This window comes from Buttiauxella gaviniae ATCC 51604 (assembly GCF_001654835.1).
Lineage (GTDB): Bacteria > Pseudomonadota > Gammaproteobacteria > Enterobacterales > Enterobacteriaceae > Buttiauxella > Buttiauxella gaviniae.
The window spans coordinates 75,253-91,305 of record NZ_LXEP01000036.1 but is presented as its reverse complement, the minus strand read 5'-3'; the positions used below and the strand labels follow the sequence as shown (position 1 = coordinate 91,305).

Genomic DNA, 16,053 nt, shown 5'->3' with positions numbered 1-16,053 from the left:
AATGTCCGACTATAATCAATAAATAGCTTAATGCCTGCACAGATGGAGATGTATTTTGACCAAAACACAACATGAGGCGGTGAAAACCCGTCATAAGGAGAGTTCGCTCATTTTCCCGGTATTAGCGCTGGTCGTACTGGTGATGTGGGGAGGGAGCCAGTCTTTTCCAGCGGTTATTGGGATCAATATTCTGGCCCTGGTGGGCATTTTAAGTAGCGCATTTAGCGTCGTTCGTCACGCAGACGTACTCGCCCACCGTTTGGGTGAACCTTACGGTTCTCTAATTCTTAGTCTGTCCGTTGTTATTCTTGAAGTCAGCTTAATTTCCGCATTAATGGCGACAGGCGACGCAGCGCCAACACTGATGCGTGACACGTTGTACTCGATCATTATGATTGTGACGGGGGGGCTGGTCGGTTTCTCTCTTCTGCTGGGTGGAAACAAATTCGCGACGCAATATATGAATCTGTTTGGCATCAAACAGTACTTAATTGCTTTGTTCCCACTAGCAGTCATCGTGCTGGTTCTTCCAACTGCACTGCCAGAAGGTAACTTCAGTACCGGGCAGGCATTAATGGCTGCGGCCATTTCCGCTGCAATGTATGGCGTGTTCTTACTGATTCAGACTAAAACACACCAAAGCCTGTTTGTTTACGAGCATGAAGACGAGGCTGACGATGACGACCCGCATCATGGTAAACCATCGGCACACAGCAGCACCTGGCATGCCATTTGGCTGATCGTGCATCTGATTGCCGTAATTGCCGTCACCAAGATGAACGCAGTGCCACTAGAGTCATTGCTCTCGACGCTCAATGCGCCAGCGCAATTTACCGGTTTCCTGATAGCGTTGTTAATTCTCTCCCCGGAAGGTTTAGGGGCGCTGAAAGCAGTGCTAAATAATCAGGTTCAGCGCGCAATGAACCTGTTCTTCGGCTCTGTACTGGCAACTATCTCACTAACAGTTCCGACTGTGACGATAATTGCTATGCTGACGGGCAACGATCTGACCTTTGGTTTAGGAATGCCGGAGTTGGTTGTGATGTTGACTTCGCTTGTGTTGTGCCAGATTTCATTCTCGACAGGGCGCACAAATGTCCTCAACGGCACCGCGCACCTTGCGCTGTTTGCCGCTTATCTGATGACGATATTTGCCTGACGGGTCAGCATCATAAAAAAAGCCCTTATCGTGAGATAAGGGCTTTTTGTTTTGGTGGCTAACAGCAACGCCAACCGCGATTCATTCATTCTTACTTGCTGGTATCCAGCGGCTCGAAGTTCTTCACCAGGTCATCAATAGCTTTAATTTGCTGGAGGAACGGCTCAAGTTTCGCCAGTGGCAGTGCTGATGGGCCATCGCAACGCGCTTTATCTGGATCCGGGTGTGCTTCGATAAACAGACCAGCAAGGCCAGTCGCCATACCCGCACGTGCCAATTCAGCAACCTGCGCACGACGGCCGCCAGATGCTGCGCCAAACGGGTCACGGCATTGCAGTGCGTGAGTCACGTCGAAGATAACCGGTGAGCCATTAGAAACTTGTTTCATCACGCTAAAGCCCAACATGTCGACAACCAGGTTGTCATAACCGAAGTTCGCACCACGGTCACACAGGATGATCTGGTCGTTGCCACCTTCGTGGAATTTATCAACGATGTTACCCATTTGGCCAGGGCTTACGAACTGAGGTTTTTTGACGTTGATAACCGCGCCAGTTTTCGCCATCGCTTCAACCAGGTCAGTCTGGCGAGCAAGGAAAGCAGGCAACTGAATCACATCAACCACATCCGCAACAGGTTGTGCCTGGCTTGCTTCATGAACGTCGGTGATGATTTTCACGCCGAAAGTTTGCTTCAGCTCCTGGAAAATCTTCATCCCTTCTTCCAGGCCGGGACCACGGTAAGAGTTGATGGATGAACGGTTGGCTTTATCGAAAGACGCTTTAAATACGTAAGGGATGCCCAGTTTCTGGGTCACAGTGACATAGTGCTCACAAATACGCATCGCCAGGTCACGTGATTCCAGCACGTTCATGCCGCCAAACAGTACAAATGGCAGGTCGTTTGCGACGTTAATATCGCCAATGCTTACGACTTTCTGTTTCATCTTAATCTCGCCTTGTTGGGAAACATTTAAAAATTTGGCATCAGTGCAGAATGATCTGTTTTTGCGAAATAGAGTTAATTTGCGCTTTGATCATCTCGCTTATCGGGTCTTCCGGGCATTGTTCAACAAAGTAGCTGAGGTCGTTGAGTGCCACATGTTCGCAATCGAGCTGAGCATAGATCAAGCCACGGTCACGAATTTCATAAGGATCTTCCGGGTTAAACTGGAGCAAGGCCTCGCTTGTGCGCAGCGCCAACTCCATCTGACGCTCTTCCATCAGCGCGGACTTCATGGTGTCGAGCAATTTACGCACCACTTCCGCGTTGTCTGCTTCATCTAAATCTTCATCGAACAGCTCGGCTGTCGGCCCGACATTACCTTTCAACCACACTTCCAGCGTGTGTTCGTTAAGCGTGTCACCGTTGAATGGGTTGATGAGCCACATTTCACCGTCCATCCAGTCGCCGCGTAAAATCAGCTGAGTGGGGAAAATTACCGGATTCAACGGGATATCAAGACGGTCGGCTATCCACAATAGAATAGCACCCAGAGACACTGCACTGCCCTGACGCTTGGTCAGTACGTTATCGAGCCACAGTGCATCGGATAAACGGTAAACGCCGCTGGAGTCTTTAAAACCCCAGGTGCCATAAAACAGTTCGACTAATTTTTCGAGCTGCACATCCTGGTGGAGACCTTCGCAGATCTCTTCACGCGCAAGGCGGGCCAGGCTTTCCAGTTGTGCTCGCACTTCTTCTGCCGGGAAATCATCACGGATCAGCTGCGAGACTAAAATCATGCCCTCGCATAACGGCGCCTGATTGAATTCGAAATCGGCTAACGACCTCATGACTTACCCCAGTAATGGTATTTTTGTGGTGGCGAGTTTAATGATGATGTAAAGCACCACCAGGGCCAACAGAAAGGCAAACCACCGTATCTGTTGGCTGCGTGGGCGTTTGCCCAACACGATAAACCCTAAAACGATATAGATAATAACGCCAAATAGCTTCTCAGTCAGCCATGCACCTTGTGGCGTGAAGGGATAGAAATGCGTAATCATCACAAGAGCGATGCCGCTGACCAGCAATACGGTGTCATTCACATGCGGCACAATGCGCACCCAGCGCTTGTTTGACATGGTTGATTCACGGTATTGCCACCAGTAGCGCAAAACGAACAGACTCACGGAAATGAAGACCGTCAGAATATGCAAATGCTTGAGCGCGAAGTAAGTAGCCATTTTGCTCAGTTCCTTATTTAGAAATAGCGTCCTACTGTCAGTCGGTCATTACCACCGTAATCCTGACAGCTTTGTATCTCGGTATATCCTGCTTGTGTAAACAATTCGCGGACTTGCGCAGCCTGAAGCCAGCCGTGTTCGAGTAATAACCAACCACCAGACTCAAGGAAATTGCGAGCTGATTCGACAAGAATGCGCAGATCAGCCAAACCGTGATTATCTGCCACCAGAGCGCTACGCGGTTCAAAACGAACATCACCCAGTGAAAGATGCGGGTCTTCCTCGTCGATGTAAGGCGGGTTGCTGACTATCACGGAGAAACGTTGGGTATTGAGAGCACTAAACCAATTGCTTTGCAAGACCTTAACATTGGTTATTCCGAGGCGGCTCGCATTATCACCCGCAAGTTCTACCGCCTCAGGAACCAGATCAAGTGCTGTCACATGACAATCCGGGCGCTCACTGGCAATCGCCAGAGCAATTGCGCCTGTACCCGTGCCTAAATCCAGCACGGAACATGCAGCTGCAGGCATTCTGGCGAGGGCTTGTTCGACAAGGCATTCCGTATCCGGGCGCGGGATAAGCGTCACGGGAGAGACACGCAGCGGCAGCGACCAAAACTCACGCTCGCCCACCAGATGCGCGATGGGCTCCCCTTTCACACGGCGCGCCAGCAAAACATCCAGCTGTTGCTGTTGTTGCACGGTCAATTCGGTCTCACCGAATGCCAGAATGAAGGTTCGCGCTTTCCCGCAGACAAAACCCAGCAGGATTTCCGCGTCACGACGCGGGCTTTCACTATCCTCAAGCTGGGCAATTGCCTGTTTTAACCAGTGTTGAAAATCCATTAGTCCTGCTCAGACAGCGCCGCTAGTTGGTCTGCCTGGAACTCCTGTACGATTGGCTCAATAAGTCCGTCGAGCTTGCCTTCCATCACTTCATCCAGACGATATAACGTCACGTTGATGCGGTGGTCTGTTACGCGGCCCTGCGGGAAGTTATAAGTGCGGTTACGGTCTGAACGATCGCCACTGCCAAGCAGGTTACGGCGCGTTGACGCTTCTTCCTGTTGACGTTTAGCCATTTCGGCAGCACGAATACGTGAGCCCAATACAGACAACGCTTTGGCTTTGTTTTTATGCTGTGAACGTTCGTCCTGACATTCGACCACGATGCCAGTTGGCAAGTGTGTGATACGGATTGCAGAGTCGGTGGTGTTAACGTGCTGGCCGCCCGCCCCCGAAGAGCGGAAGGTGTCGATACGTAAATCACCAGGATTGATATCTGGTAATTCCGCTTCAGGAATCTCTGGCATTACCGCAACGGTACACGCTGAAGTATGAATACGCCCTTGGGATTCAGTCGCAGGAACACGTTGCACGCGATGGCCACCGGACTCAAATTTCAAACGACCATACACACCATCACCGCTGATTTTGGCGATCACTTCTTTGAAGCCGCCGTGCTCACCTTCGTTGGCACTAAGAATTTCGACTTTCCAGCGACGCGACTCCGCGTAACGGCTGTACATACGGAACAAGTCACCAGCAAAAATTGCCGCTTCATCACCACCAGTACCTGCGCGAACTTCAACAAACGCGTTACGCTCGTCATCCGGGTCTTTTGGCAGCAACAACACTTGCAGTTGTTGTTCTAATTCTTCGCTGTCGCTTTTGGCCTGGTTTAACTCTTCTTGCGCCATTTCGCGCATTTCTGGGTCGTCGAGCATGCTTTGTGCGGTTTCAATATCTTCCTGCACCTGGCGCCATTGCAGGAAGCAACGGGAAACGTCGCTTAACTGGGCGTATTCGCGGGACAATGCGCGAAAACGGTCCTGGTCGGCAATGGTGGATGCATCTCCAAGAAGCGCCTGAACTTCTTCATGGCGCTCTTGCAGGGCTTCTAGTTTGGCAACGATAGAAGACTTCATGGGCGGTGTTTCACCTTGTAATAAGAGTTTATTTGCTAATCCAGCCCGAGGCTGTTGCGCAGAATCTGCAGGCGTTCTTCATCCCCGTCACGGGCAGCCTGCGTGAGCGATTTAGTTGGTGCATGGATCAGGCGATTGGTTAATTTCCACGCCAGATCCTGGAGAACGGTTTCGGCATCGGCACCCTGTTGAAGAGCGGCGATAGCCCTGGCAGCCAGGTCATCACGAACCTGTTCAGCCTGACTGCGATATTCGCGGATGGTCTCTGTGGCGCTTTGAGCGCGCAGCCAGGCCATAAATTCACTGCATTCCTGCTCAACGATAGTTTCGGCTTCAACTGCAGCAGCTTTGCGCTGCGCAAGATTGCTTTGAATAATCGCTTGCAGGTCATCAACGCTGTAGAGATAGGCATTCGGCAGTTTGCCGACTTCGGGTTCTACATCGCGAGGAACGGCAATATCCACTAACAAAAGCGGCTGGTTGCGGCGAGCTTTCAGGGCGCGTTCTACCATACCTTTGCCAATAATAGGCAACGGGCTGGCGGTGGAACTGATAATAATATCGGCTTCCTGTAACCGTGAATCGATGTCACTCAGGCTAATAACCTCTGCGCCAACTTCATCTGCCAGTACTTGAGCACGTTCCCGCGTGCGGTTGGCGATGATCATTTTCTGGACATTGTGTTCGCGCAAGTGGCGCGCCGCCAGTTCGATAGTTTCACCGGCACCGACCAGCAGCACCGTCACAGTCGATAAGGATTCAAAGATTTGACGTGCCAGGGTACAGGCCGCGAAGGCTACGGATACAGCACTCGCGCCGATCTCTGTTTCGGTTCGTACGCGCTTGGCAACCGAGAAGGATTTCTGGAACATGCGCTCCAGTTCGTTGGAAAGCGAATGTCCTTTTTGGGAGTCGGCAAAGGCTTTTTTGACCTGCCCTAAGATTTGTGGCTCGCCGAGCACCAGGGAGTCAAGACCGCTGGCAACGCGCATTAAATGCGTTACCGCTTCATTATCGTGATGCCAGTAAAGGCTTTTACGCACTTCCTCTTCTTCAAGGTTGTGGTAGTTACAAAGCCAACGCACCAGTTGTTCGTGGAGGTTTTCCTGTTCTTCAACACTTAGATATAGCTCGGTACGGTTACACGTCGACAGCACCACCCCACCCTGTACCATCGGTTGTTCGAGTAGGCTGTTCAATGCCTGGTCGAGCGTGTCCGGCGAAAACGTAACACGTTCTCGCAACGATACAGGAGCTGTTTTGTGGTTGATACCAAGAGCTAAAAGGGTCATTGAGCGACTGTGAGTAACACCGACGTTGATAAGGATTAACTCGGCGCATCATACAGGATGCGCGCAGTCAATAAAAGGGAGCCACCCCATGGGGAGTATCGTCGCAATTTATGATTTAAGACAACTTGAACGTAGACGACCTCGCTATGCGCCGCTAGCATAAACAGTTAACAACTAAAATTAATGAGAAGGATCCGCTGCCACTATGTTTATGACGAAAGCCCGTCTGCTGCGCCTTGCGCCACTGGCAAGCCTTGTTTTGGCTGCTTGTTCTATTCATCAACCAAGCGGTCCGGCAAAAAGTCCTGACTCTCCGCAATGGTTACAACACAAGCAACAAGTACAAAAAATCACCCAATACCAGACGCGAGGTGCTTTTGCTTATCTTTCCGATAGCCAAAAAGTATATGCACGTTTCAACTGGCAACAGACTACGCCAGAACGCTATCGCTTGCTGCTGACTAACCCATTAGGCAGCACTGAGCTTGAACTGAATGCGCAACCGGGCGTTGTACAACTAACCGATCGCAATGGTAAAAAATACGTTGCTGATAACGCCGAAGAGATGATTGGCAAATTGACCGGGATGCCAATTCCGCTCAACAGCCTGCGCCAATGGATTCTCGGCCTGCCAGGCGAGGCGACCGACTATAAAATCGACTCGCAATATCGCCTGAGTGAAATCAACTACACCCAAGACGGTAAAACCTGGAAAGTGGTTTACAGTGATTATGACGACAAGGTGCAACCTGCCCTGCCATCTAATATGGAACTGCGCAAAGGGGATCAACGCATCAAACTCAAAATGGACAGCTGGACGGTTAAATAATGAGAAAGCGTTGGCCATCACCAGCAAAACTGAATCTTTTTTTGTATATCACGGGTCGTCGTGAGGACGGCTATCATAATTTACAAACTTTATTTCAGTTCCTCGATTATGGCGACACAATCATCATTGAGCCGAGAAACGATGGTCAAATTCGTCTTGCGACACCGATTGAAGGCGTGCCAGATGAAGAAAATTTGATTGTCCGCGCCGCCCGATTATTGCAAGACACAGCATTGTTAATGGGCACATTACCGCAAGGTGCTGGAGCCGATATCAGCGTTGAAAAACAGCTGCCAATGGGTGGTGGATTGGGTGGCGGTTCGTCAAACGCAGCAACAGTTCTGGTGGCGCTTAACCATATCTGGAACACCGGCCTGACTGAAGATCAGCTTGCTGCACTGGGAGTGACTCTTGGTGCTGATGTGCCGGTATTTGTCCGTGGGTTTGCCGCTTTCGCAGAAGGTGTTGGTGAGAAGCTCACGCCGGTTTCACCAGCGGAAAAATGGTACCTTGTTGCACATCCCGGAGTCAGTATTCCCACTCCGGTCATTTTTAAAGATCCAGAGCTACCACGAAACACCCCGATCAGATCAATTGACACGTTATTAAACTGTGAATTTGGTAATGATTGTGAGGTTATCGCAAGAAAACGTTTTCGTAAGGTTGATGAGCTGCTTTCCTGGCTGTTAGAATACGCGCCGTCGCGCCTGACCGGCACCGGCGCTTGTGTGTTTTCTGAATTTGACACCGAGGACGCTGCCCGCCAGGTGCTTAAGCAAGCCCCGGAATGGCTGCATGGGTTTGTTGCGCGAGGCGTTAATGTCTCCCCGCTGCATCAGGCCATATCCGGGAAAGCTGAGTATTGGTGACAACGTCACCTTGTTTCAGACGTTGCATCAAGCTCTTTATACACCGCCTGGATGGCGCTACCCCGCCCGCATAAGCTGCGGTAGTACCATCCGCCACTGGACGCATGCCTGAGGTTTTTCTCGTGCCTGATATGAAGCTTTTTGCTGGTAACGCTACCCCGGAACTAGCACAACGTATTGCCAACCGCCTGTACACCTCCCTTGGTGACGCCGCCGTCGGTCGTTTTAGCGACGGAGAAGTAAGCGTACAAATCAACGAAAATGTACGCGGTGGTGATATTTTCATCATCCAGTCCACCTGTGCACCAACGAATGACAACCTGATGGAATTGGTTGTTATGGTAGACGCCCTGCGCCGTGCTTCTGCAGGTCGTATCACCGCTGTTATCCCTTACTTTGGTTATGCTCGTCAGGATCGCCGTGTGCGTTCTGCCCGTGTGCCGATCACCGCGAAAGTGGTTGCTGACTTCCTCTCAAGTGTTGGGGTTGACCGTGTTCTTACCGTGGACTTGCACGCAGAACAGATTCAGGGATTCTTCGATGTACCTGTAGATAACGTCTTCGGTAGCCCAATCCTGCTAGAAGATATGCTGCAAATCGGCCTGGAAAACCCAATTGTGGTTTCTCCAGATATCGGTGGCGTTGTGCGTGCTCGTGCTATCGCAAAACTGCTCAACGATACCGACATGGCTATCATCGACAAACGTCGTCCTCGCGCTAACGTTTCTCAGGTTATGCATATCATCGGTGATGTATCTGGCCGTGATTGCGTACTGGTAGACGATATGATCGATACCGGCGGCACTCTGTGCAAAGCAGCTGAAGCTCTGAAAGAACGTGGTGCTAAACGTGTATTTGCTTACGCAACTCACCCGATTTTCTCTGGCAATGCGGTTCACAACCTGCGTAACTCCGTTATCGACGAAGTTATCGTATGTGACACCATCCCACTGTCTGAAGAAATCAAAGCACTGCCAAACGTCCGCACCCTGACTCTGTCCGGTATGCTGGCTGAAGCAATTCGCCGTATCAGCAATGAAGAATCAATCTCTGCGATGTTCGAGCACTAATAGAACTCGCATAAAAAAACCCGCTGCGGCGGGTTTTTTCTTTTTATAGCATGTAAAGCCACAAGGTAACTGGAGCTGTAGCAAGGTCGCTACGGCGCTAAGTAGTATGTAATTAAGTTTAGCCTCCTTCACCTGCCTTAATGACAGATGATGCGCTCACGGATGGAATCAAAGTGAAAAACGTATCTTCTTCTGTATTACCTTTCCGCGCTCTGGTAGACGCTTGTTGGCGCGAGAAATACACAGTTTCCCGTTTTAGTCGCGATATTATTGCCGGTATTACCGTTGGGATTATTGCCATCCCGCTCGCGATGGCTCTGGCTATCGGCAGCGGTGTCGCCCCACAGTATGGTCTATATACCTCGGCTATCGCCGGGATTGTTATCGCATTAAGCGGCGGCTCACGCTTTAGCGTCTCCGGGCCGACCGCTGCGTTCGTCGTGATCCTCTACCCGGTTGCTCAACAGTTTGGCCTTGCCGGTTTGCTGATTGCGACACTGATGTCTGGCGTATTTCTAATCTTATTTGGTCTGGCGCGATTTGGCCGTCTGATTGAATACATCCCACTTTCTGTGACACTCGGTTTTACCTCCGGGATTGGGATTACCATCGCCACCATGCAGGTAAAAGATTTCTTTGGTCTGACGCTGGAACACGTGCCGGAACACTACCTGAATAAAGTGGCTGCTCTGGCGATGGCGATGCCAACGATTAATCTTGGTGATGCCGCAATTGGTGTGGTAACGCTCGCCGTGCTGATTCTATGGCCACGCCTGGGTATCCGTTTGCCGGGTCATTTACCAGCGCTTTTGGCTGGCTGTGCGGTAATGGCGATTGTCCATGCTGCAGGTTTCGATGTAGCAACTATCGGCTCTCGTTTTCACTATGTGCTGGCTGATGGCACACAAGGTAACGGTATTCCGCAATTACTGCCGCAATTGATGCTGCCATGGAACATTCCTGACTCGAACTTTACCCTGAGCTGGGATTCACTTAGTGCCCTGCTGCCTGCGGCATTTTCTATGGCGATGCTCGGCGCGATTGAATCGCTGTTGTGTGCCGTGGTGTTAGACGGCATGACCGGCACCAAACACAACGCCAACAGTGAACTAATTGGCCAGGGGCTGGGTAATATCATTACGCCATTTTTCGGTGGAATTACGGCTACTGCGGCCATTGCGCGCTCGGCGGCAAACGTGCGTGCTGGTGCAACATCACCTGTTGCCGCAATTATTCATGCGCTGCTGGTAATTATGGCGTTGTTGGTGCTAGCCCCATTACTTTCATGGCTACCACTTTCCGCCATGGCGGCTCTGCTGCTGATGGTTGCGTGGAATATGAGTGAAGCGCACAAGGTACTGAGCCTTCTTAGGAGGGCACCAAAAGATGACATCGTGGTAATGCTTATCTGTATGTCGTTGACGGTGCTGTTCGATATGGTCATTGCTATCAGTGTTGGGATTGTACTGGCATCGTTGCTGTTCATGCGCCGTGTCGCGCGTATGACGCGGCTCGCCCCTGTCAATGTCCATACACCGGAAGGCGTGTTGGCGCTGCGTATAACAGGCCCGCTGTTTTTTGCCGCAGCCGAGGGATTATTCAATGACCTCGCCCAGCGTGTTGAGCAAAATCAGCTGATCATTTTGCAATGGGATGCCGTGCCGGTGCTTGATGCAGGCGGCCTTGATGCGTTTCAACGCTTTGTAGAAAAATTGCCGGATGGCTGCGAATTGCGGGTGACGAATCTGGAGTTCCAACCTCTAAAAACGCTGGCACGTGCTGGTGTTCAGCCGATTCCAGGTCGTCTTGCTTTCTTCCCGGATATCCATGCAGCTCTGGCTGAATAAGATTTTTGCCAAAAAAAACGGTTCATGACCAGAACCGTTTTCACTTCCAGACTTTTTTAGCTGTGGCGATGATTATCGTCGCGGCGGCAACGTTTATCAAAGTGGCGAACCCACCAATAACGGTCACCAACTTGTTCATGCCCACCTACACGAGCACCTGCCAGCCAAAGAACCGCACCAACAAATATGCTTAAAACAGCACCGTGGGCGAAATATTGCGGGAAGTTGAATTGAGGGAGTTGGTTTAAAATGGAATAACCTACGCCACCCACCATAACGACAAGCCCCAACCCCATGAAAATGTTGCCGAGTAATGAAGCGTTTTTGCGTTTCATATGTCACCTCCGGGTGTTCTTGGGTCGGTGGGGAAAATCCCCATTCCTTGTGTGTAAAGTATAGACAACACCGCTTCGGATGATGTGCGTCAGCGATCACAATAACGAATGAAAAAGCTACAAAAGTTTACAAATAACTCGCTGAATAGCATCAAATTCTAATGGTTCATTCATTGAACTATTCAAGAATTCAATAGATGACACATTGGCTCTTTGTCAACGCGTCTTGAGCACAGTAAACTACGCGACTCTGGTCTGTTTTCAGGAAATTAAACGTGAGTATTAAATTAATAGTTGGCCTGGCAAACCCAGGTGCGGAATATGCGGCTACCCGCCATAACGCTGGAGCCTGGTATGTGGATTTGCTGGCTCAGCGCCATAACCAGTCGCTTAAAGAAGAAAGTAAATTCTTCGGCTACACGGCGCGCATAAACCTTGCCGGAGAAGATGTTCGCCTGTTAGTGCCAACCACGTTTATGAACCTTAGCGGTAAAGCGGTCGGCGCGATGGCGACCTTTTTCCGCATTGCCCCCGATGAAATTCTGGTCGCACATGACGAGCTAGATCTCCCTCCAGGCGTTGCGAAATTTAAGCTCGGTGGTGGTCACGGCGGACACAATGGTCTGAAAGACATCATTAACAAATTGGGTAATAACCCTAACTTTCACCGCTTACGTATCGGAATTGGCCATCCGGGTGATAAAAACAAAGTTGTCGGTTTTGTATTAGGTAAACCGCCACTCAGCGAACAGAAGCTGATTGATGATGCGGTAGACGAAGCGGCACGTTGTACTGAAGTTTGGCTAAAGGAAGGCTTAACTAAAGCCACTAACCGTCTGCATACCTTTAAGGCGCAACCCTAGCCTGAACAACCGCCAACGAGGATTTCTGCGCCCGTTATATGCTGTTTGCGTGTATAATGTGGAAAGTTATGATCATTTTATCAATGAGGCATCATCAACTCATTGAATATCAAGTAATTAAGGTAAATTAAACCATGGGATTCAAATGCGGTATCGTCGGCTTGCCGAACGTTGGTAAATCAACCCTGTTCAACGCGCTCACCAAAGCGGGAATCGAAGCAGCAAACTTCCCGTTCTGTACTATTGAGCCGAACACTGGTGTGGTACCAATGCCGGACCCACGTCTGGATAAACTGGCCGAAATTGTTAAACCACAGCGCATCCTGCCTACTACCATGGAATTCGTCGATATCGCCGGTCTGGTAAAAGGCGCTTCCAAAGGTGAAGGCCTGGGCAACCAGTTCCTGACCAACATTCGTGAAACCGAAGCTATCGGCCACGTGGTGCGTTGTTTTGAAAACGACAACATCATTCATGTAAATAACAAAGTCGACCCGGCTGACGATATCGAAGTTATCAATACCGAACTCGCTCTGTCTGACCTCGATACCTGCGAACGCGCCATCCATCGCGTGCAGAAGAAAGCTAAAGGTGGCGATAAAGACGCAAAAGCTGAATTGGCTGCGCTGGAAAAATGTCTGCCACAGCTTGAGAACGCCGGTATGTTGCGTGCGCTTCCTCTGACTGAAGAAGACAAAGCAGCTATCAAATACCTGAGCTTCCTGACGCTGAAACCAACTATGTACATCGCAAACGTCAACGAAGACGGTTACGAGAACAATCCTTACCTCGACAAAGTGCGTGAAATTGCCGCCGCCGAAGGTTCTGTGGTTGTTGCAGTGTGTGCCGCTGTTGAGTCTGACATTGCTGAACTCGACGATGCTGACCGTGATGAATTCATGGCAGAAATGGGCCTGGAAGAACCAGGTCTGAACCGCGTAATCCGCGCGGGTTACGAGCTGCTGAACCTGCAAACTTACTTCACCGCTGGCGTGAAAGAAGTACGAGCATGGACTATCCCTGTTGGCGCAACCGCTCCACAAGCCGCAGGTAAAATCCACACTGACTTCGAAAAAGGCTTCATCCGTGCTCAGACCATCGCCTACGAAGACTTCATCACCTACAAAGGTGAACAAGGCGCGAAAGAAGCAGGCAAAATGCGGGCAGAAGGCAAAGACTACATCGTTAAAGATGGCGACGTAATGAACTTCCTGTTCAACGTCTAATAGTTTTGTTACCTCATGAGATTTCATTGAATCTCGTGAGGACTGACAAGCACCATAAAACCCACGCAATTGCGTGGTTTTTTTTATTTCATCGTGTCTCACATAATATCGAGAAAGCGTATTCCCGGTGAGTACAGCAACGGTATCAATAATGGGGGGTATACCCCCATTTACTACTCCGCAGTCTTATGCTTTTCGAATAATAGTATTAATATTTTTGATATACATTATTAGAACCATTCCCGCAGCCAGAAGATGCCAGAGATATTCTCCATCGCTTGCGCCTGAAAGTGTCTGGCTAAACAACATCACACTGGTAACAAATAGTGACGCCACAGCACTTTTCATCAGCCATGGACGGGCATTAGCATCCGTCAGGAATTCCAGTTTCAGAATAGAAACAATAATAAAGATGAAAGGAAGGCACTGCAGAATAATCAAAACAGGGAAAAGCGCATCAAATAACGGACTTAATACTACATGGGCAACCTGACTCTTATCCCAGGTTCCAACGATGTACTCCTTCCAGCCAGCCCATGTATCCCCATGGTAAGCCGTCGCTGGCGAGATGAGACCATTGAAAATGCCACAAACCTTATCAATGAACCCATTTTTAAACCAAAAGATACCAAGGAAAATTTGTACCGGGATAATGTGAAAAGAGAGTTTTTTAAACATATAGGTAACATCCTCGTAATACAGATAGAGTACAGTTAAAGTAATGGCTGGATACTTTTATAAAATTAAAATGCATTTTAGCAGGCGTTTATCCTGAGTATTAAGCATACATCCTTAAAAATTTTAAATATATTCTCTGCAATAGGTAATAATAGACATGACTTTATTCATGCAATAGACAAAAACAGCATATTAATAAACCAGACATCGAACCAACCTATCTAAAAATATCTTTCAAAGTGCTTTTTTGTTAACTTAATGTAGCGAAATGCCCATATAAAAGATAAAGCCTCGCTCAGTAAATGTAATCTCACATCATTTAATTTTTGCGTAAGTTAATACGAGTATGGAGCACTGATTATATTGGGAGTAATATTAACTCAATTCATCATACAAATGGTTTATCATGAAATTCCGCGCAACCTCTCTCCTGGTCATTGGACTCCTGGCCTCACAGTCTTCATTCGCCTCAACATTTACTCTCCCTTCTGACGGCAGTCGTTTGGTTGGGCAAAATGCTGTTGAGCAAATCCCTTTCCTCAACCAGCAGCCGCTGGAAAATTTTGCAGTTAAGTACCATGTGGGTTTAAGCAATATGCTGGAAGCGAACCCAGGTATAGACCCCTGGTTGCCGCAATCGGGAACTGTTGTCACTTTCCCTCTCCAAGTGATTCTGCCTGATACGGTACATGAAGGAATCATCATTAATACTGCTGAAATGCGGCTTTACTATTACCCGCAAGGCAAGAATGCAGTTGAAATTTTCCCGGTAGGTATAGGTCAGGTTGGCCACGATACACCTGATCATTGGGTGACAAGCATACAACGCAAAAAAGCAGGGCCAACCTGGACTCCTACGCCAAATGAAAGGGCTGAGTTTGCAGCAGAAGGACAAATATTGCCTGCGGTTGTTCCTGCTGGGCCAGAAAATCCAATGGGTTTATATGCGATGTATATCGGTAATCTTTTTGCCATTCATGGCACAAACGCAAACTTTGGGATTGGCCTGAGAGTCAGCCACGGTTGCGTTCGTTTAAGGGCTGATGATTTGAAAAAACTCTTTAATGAAGTCCCTGTCGGCACTCGCGTTGAATTGATTAACGAACCGGTGAAAGCCACTGTTGAGCCAGATGGATCTCGTTATGTAGAGGTTCATAACCCACTGTCTTCAAATGAAGCAGAATTTAACACGGCAAACGTATCACCTCTTCACCTGTCTCAGAAAATTGAATCCGTCTTGCGGGATAAACAGGTGCAACCTGACGTTGTAGAAAAAGCATTGGCAATGCGCGCAGGCTTGCCTGTACAAATTAACATCACAAAATAAATCTCATCACGGCTGATCATAGGCTGGCCGGCAGAATAGGTGGCGTTGATATGGTTGTTTAAACCAACACCCACCTTTTTGTTATATTTTGTTGCACTTCACCTTAAAATAACACACCTGTCTTAATTATGTTTCTTTTGTGCATTGGCATGTTTCAGATAAATTTATTCAGAATTACCAATGTTATTTTTTTTGTGTTTATTATTCCTAATTAAACCCCTGACATGCAAAATACATAGCCTTTTTGATTAAGGTTTCTGGCTACTGGTTTAGCTCATTTGCATAAGAAAATAATTAGGAATATACATCCATTCAAATTCAGAGAGTCAACTATTTAACAAAGCAAGAGTAAAATGCTATACACCCATCTTTCCGGGTATCCCTTGCTTAGCAACACCACCTTTAATAAGGGGAGCGCATTTAGTAACAGTGAATGTAA

16 protein-coding genes are annotated in these 16,053 nt (G+C 48.9%); 8 read left to right on the top strand and 8 right to left on the bottom strand.

What is annotated here, in order from left to right; genetic code table 11:
* The first annotated feature begins 55 nt into the window (after positions 1-55).
* Positions 56-1,159 (top strand): sodium-potassium/proton antiporter ChaA, encoded by a 1,104-nt coding sequence (gene chaA, locus M977_RS20105; protein WP_064518444.1) that lies wholly within the window; start codon positions 56-58, stop codon positions 1,157-1,159.
* 91 nt (positions 1,160-1,250) lie between these two features.
* Here the strand turns inward: chaA and kdsA are convergent, their stop codons facing one another.
* The 6 genes from kdsA to hemA are packed head-to-tail and all read right to left on the bottom strand — an operon-like array spanning position 1,251 to position 6,570.
* Positions 1,251-2,105, bottom strand: coding sequence for a 3-deoxy-8-phosphooctulonate synthase (gene kdsA, locus M977_RS20100; protein WP_064518442.1), 855 nt, complete (start codon positions 2,103-2,105; stop codon positions 1,251-1,253).
* A 40-nt stretch (positions 2,106-2,145) separates the two neighbouring features.
* A complete protein-coding gene (sirB1, locus tag M977_RS20095) occupies positions 2,146-2,955 on the bottom strand; it encodes an invasion regulator SirB1 (RefSeq protein WP_064518440.1) in 810 nt (269 codons plus the stop codon).
* 3 nt (positions 2,956-2,958) lie between these two features.
* On the bottom strand, positions 2,959-3,348 hold the full coding sequence (gene sirB2 / locus M977_RS20090; RefSeq protein ID WP_064518438.1) for an invasion regulator SirB2: 390 nt from the start codon (positions 3,346-3,348) through the stop codon (positions 2,959-2,961).
* A gap of 17 nt (positions 3,349-3,365) precedes the next feature.
* Positions 3,366-4,196 (bottom strand): peptide chain release factor N(5)-glutamine methyltransferase, encoded by an 831-nt coding sequence (gene prmC / locus M977_RS20085; RefSeq protein ID WP_064518436.1) that lies wholly within the window; start codon positions 4,194-4,196, stop codon positions 3,366-3,368.
* Entirely contained in the window at positions 4,196-5,278 is a 1,083-nt protein-coding gene (gene prfA / locus M977_RS20080) for a peptide chain release factor 1 (RefSeq protein ID WP_064518434.1), read from the bottom strand. The genes prmC and prfA overlap by 1 nt, the downstream gene beginning before the upstream one ends.
* A gap of 35 nt (positions 5,279-5,313) precedes the next feature.
* The gene (gene hemA, locus M977_RS20075; RefSeq protein ID WP_064518432.1) at positions 5,314-6,570 is read right to left on the bottom strand and encodes a glutamyl-tRNA reductase; all 1,257 of its coding nucleotides are present in this window, start codon (positions 6,568-6,570) and stop codon (positions 5,314-5,316) included.
* Positions 6,571-6,775: 205 nt separating this feature from the next.
* Here hemA and lolB point away from each other — a divergent pair, with 205 nt between their 5' ends.
* The 4 genes from lolB to dauA all read left to right on the top strand — a co-directional run bounded on the left by lolB (position 6,776) and on the right by dauA (position 11,185).
* A complete protein-coding gene (lolB, locus tag M977_RS20070) occupies positions 6,776-7,399 on the top strand; it encodes a lipoprotein insertase outer membrane protein LolB (protein ID WP_064518431.1) in 624 nt (207 codons plus the stop codon).
* A complete protein-coding gene (gene ispE, locus M977_RS20065) occupies positions 7,399-8,268 on the top strand; it encodes a 4-(cytidine 5'-diphospho)-2-C-methyl-D-erythritol kinase (protein WP_064518429.1) in 870 nt (289 codons plus the stop codon). Before lolB ends, ispE begins: the two co-directional genes overlap by 1 nt.
* Positions 8,269-8,390: 122 nt before the next feature.
* The gene (gene prs, locus M977_RS20060; RefSeq protein ID WP_034494941.1) at positions 8,391-9,338 is read left to right on the top strand and encodes a ribose-phosphate diphosphokinase; all 948 of its coding nucleotides are present in this window, start codon (positions 8,391-8,393) and stop codon (positions 9,336-9,338) included.
* 140 nt (positions 9,339-9,478) lie between these two features.
* Positions 9,479-11,185: a C4-dicarboxylic acid transporter DauA gene (gene dauA, locus M977_RS20055; protein WP_064518427.1), complete on the top strand. Its 1,707-nt coding sequence runs from the start codon at positions 9,479-9,481 to the stop codon at positions 11,183-11,185.
* Positions 11,186-11,241: 56 nt separating this feature from the next.
* Here dauA and ychH read toward each other — a convergent pair whose 3' ends face one another.
* On the bottom strand, positions 11,242-11,520 hold the full coding sequence (ychH, locus tag M977_RS20050; RefSeq protein ID WP_034455878.1) for a stress-induced protein YchH: 279 nt from the start codon (positions 11,518-11,520) through the stop codon (positions 11,242-11,244).
* Positions 11,521-11,795: 275 nt separating this feature from the next.
* Between ychH and pth the strand changes: the two genes are divergently transcribed.
* Together pth and ychF are read left to right on the top strand one after the other, a co-directional pair.
* The gene (pth, locus tag M977_RS20045; RefSeq protein ID WP_064518425.1) at positions 11,796-12,383 is read left to right on the top strand and encodes an aminoacyl-tRNA hydrolase; all 588 of its coding nucleotides are present in this window, start codon (positions 11,796-11,798) and stop codon (positions 12,381-12,383) included.
* A 134-nt stretch (positions 12,384-12,517) separates the two neighbouring features.
* On the top strand, positions 12,518-13,609 hold the full coding sequence (gene ychF / locus M977_RS20040; RefSeq protein ID WP_064518423.1) for a redox-regulated ATPase YchF: 1,092 nt from the start codon (positions 12,518-12,520) through the stop codon (positions 13,607-13,609).
* A 186-nt stretch (positions 13,610-13,795) separates the two neighbouring features.
* On the opposite strand, the gene M977_RS20035 is transcribed toward ychF, so the two are convergent.
* A complete protein-coding gene (locus tag M977_RS20035) occupies positions 13,796-14,287 on the bottom strand; it encodes a hypothetical protein (protein ID WP_064518422.1) in 492 nt (163 codons plus the stop codon).
* Between the two features lie 406 nt (positions 14,288-14,693).
* Here M977_RS20035 and M977_RS20030 point away from each other — a divergent pair, with 406 nt between their 5' ends.
* Positions 14,694-15,614, top strand: a complete 921-nt coding sequence (locus tag M977_RS20030) for a L,D-transpeptidase family protein (RefSeq protein WP_064518420.1) — start codon at positions 14,694-14,696, stop codon at positions 15,612-15,614.
* The last annotated feature ends 439 nt before the right edge of the window (positions 15,615-16,053 follow it).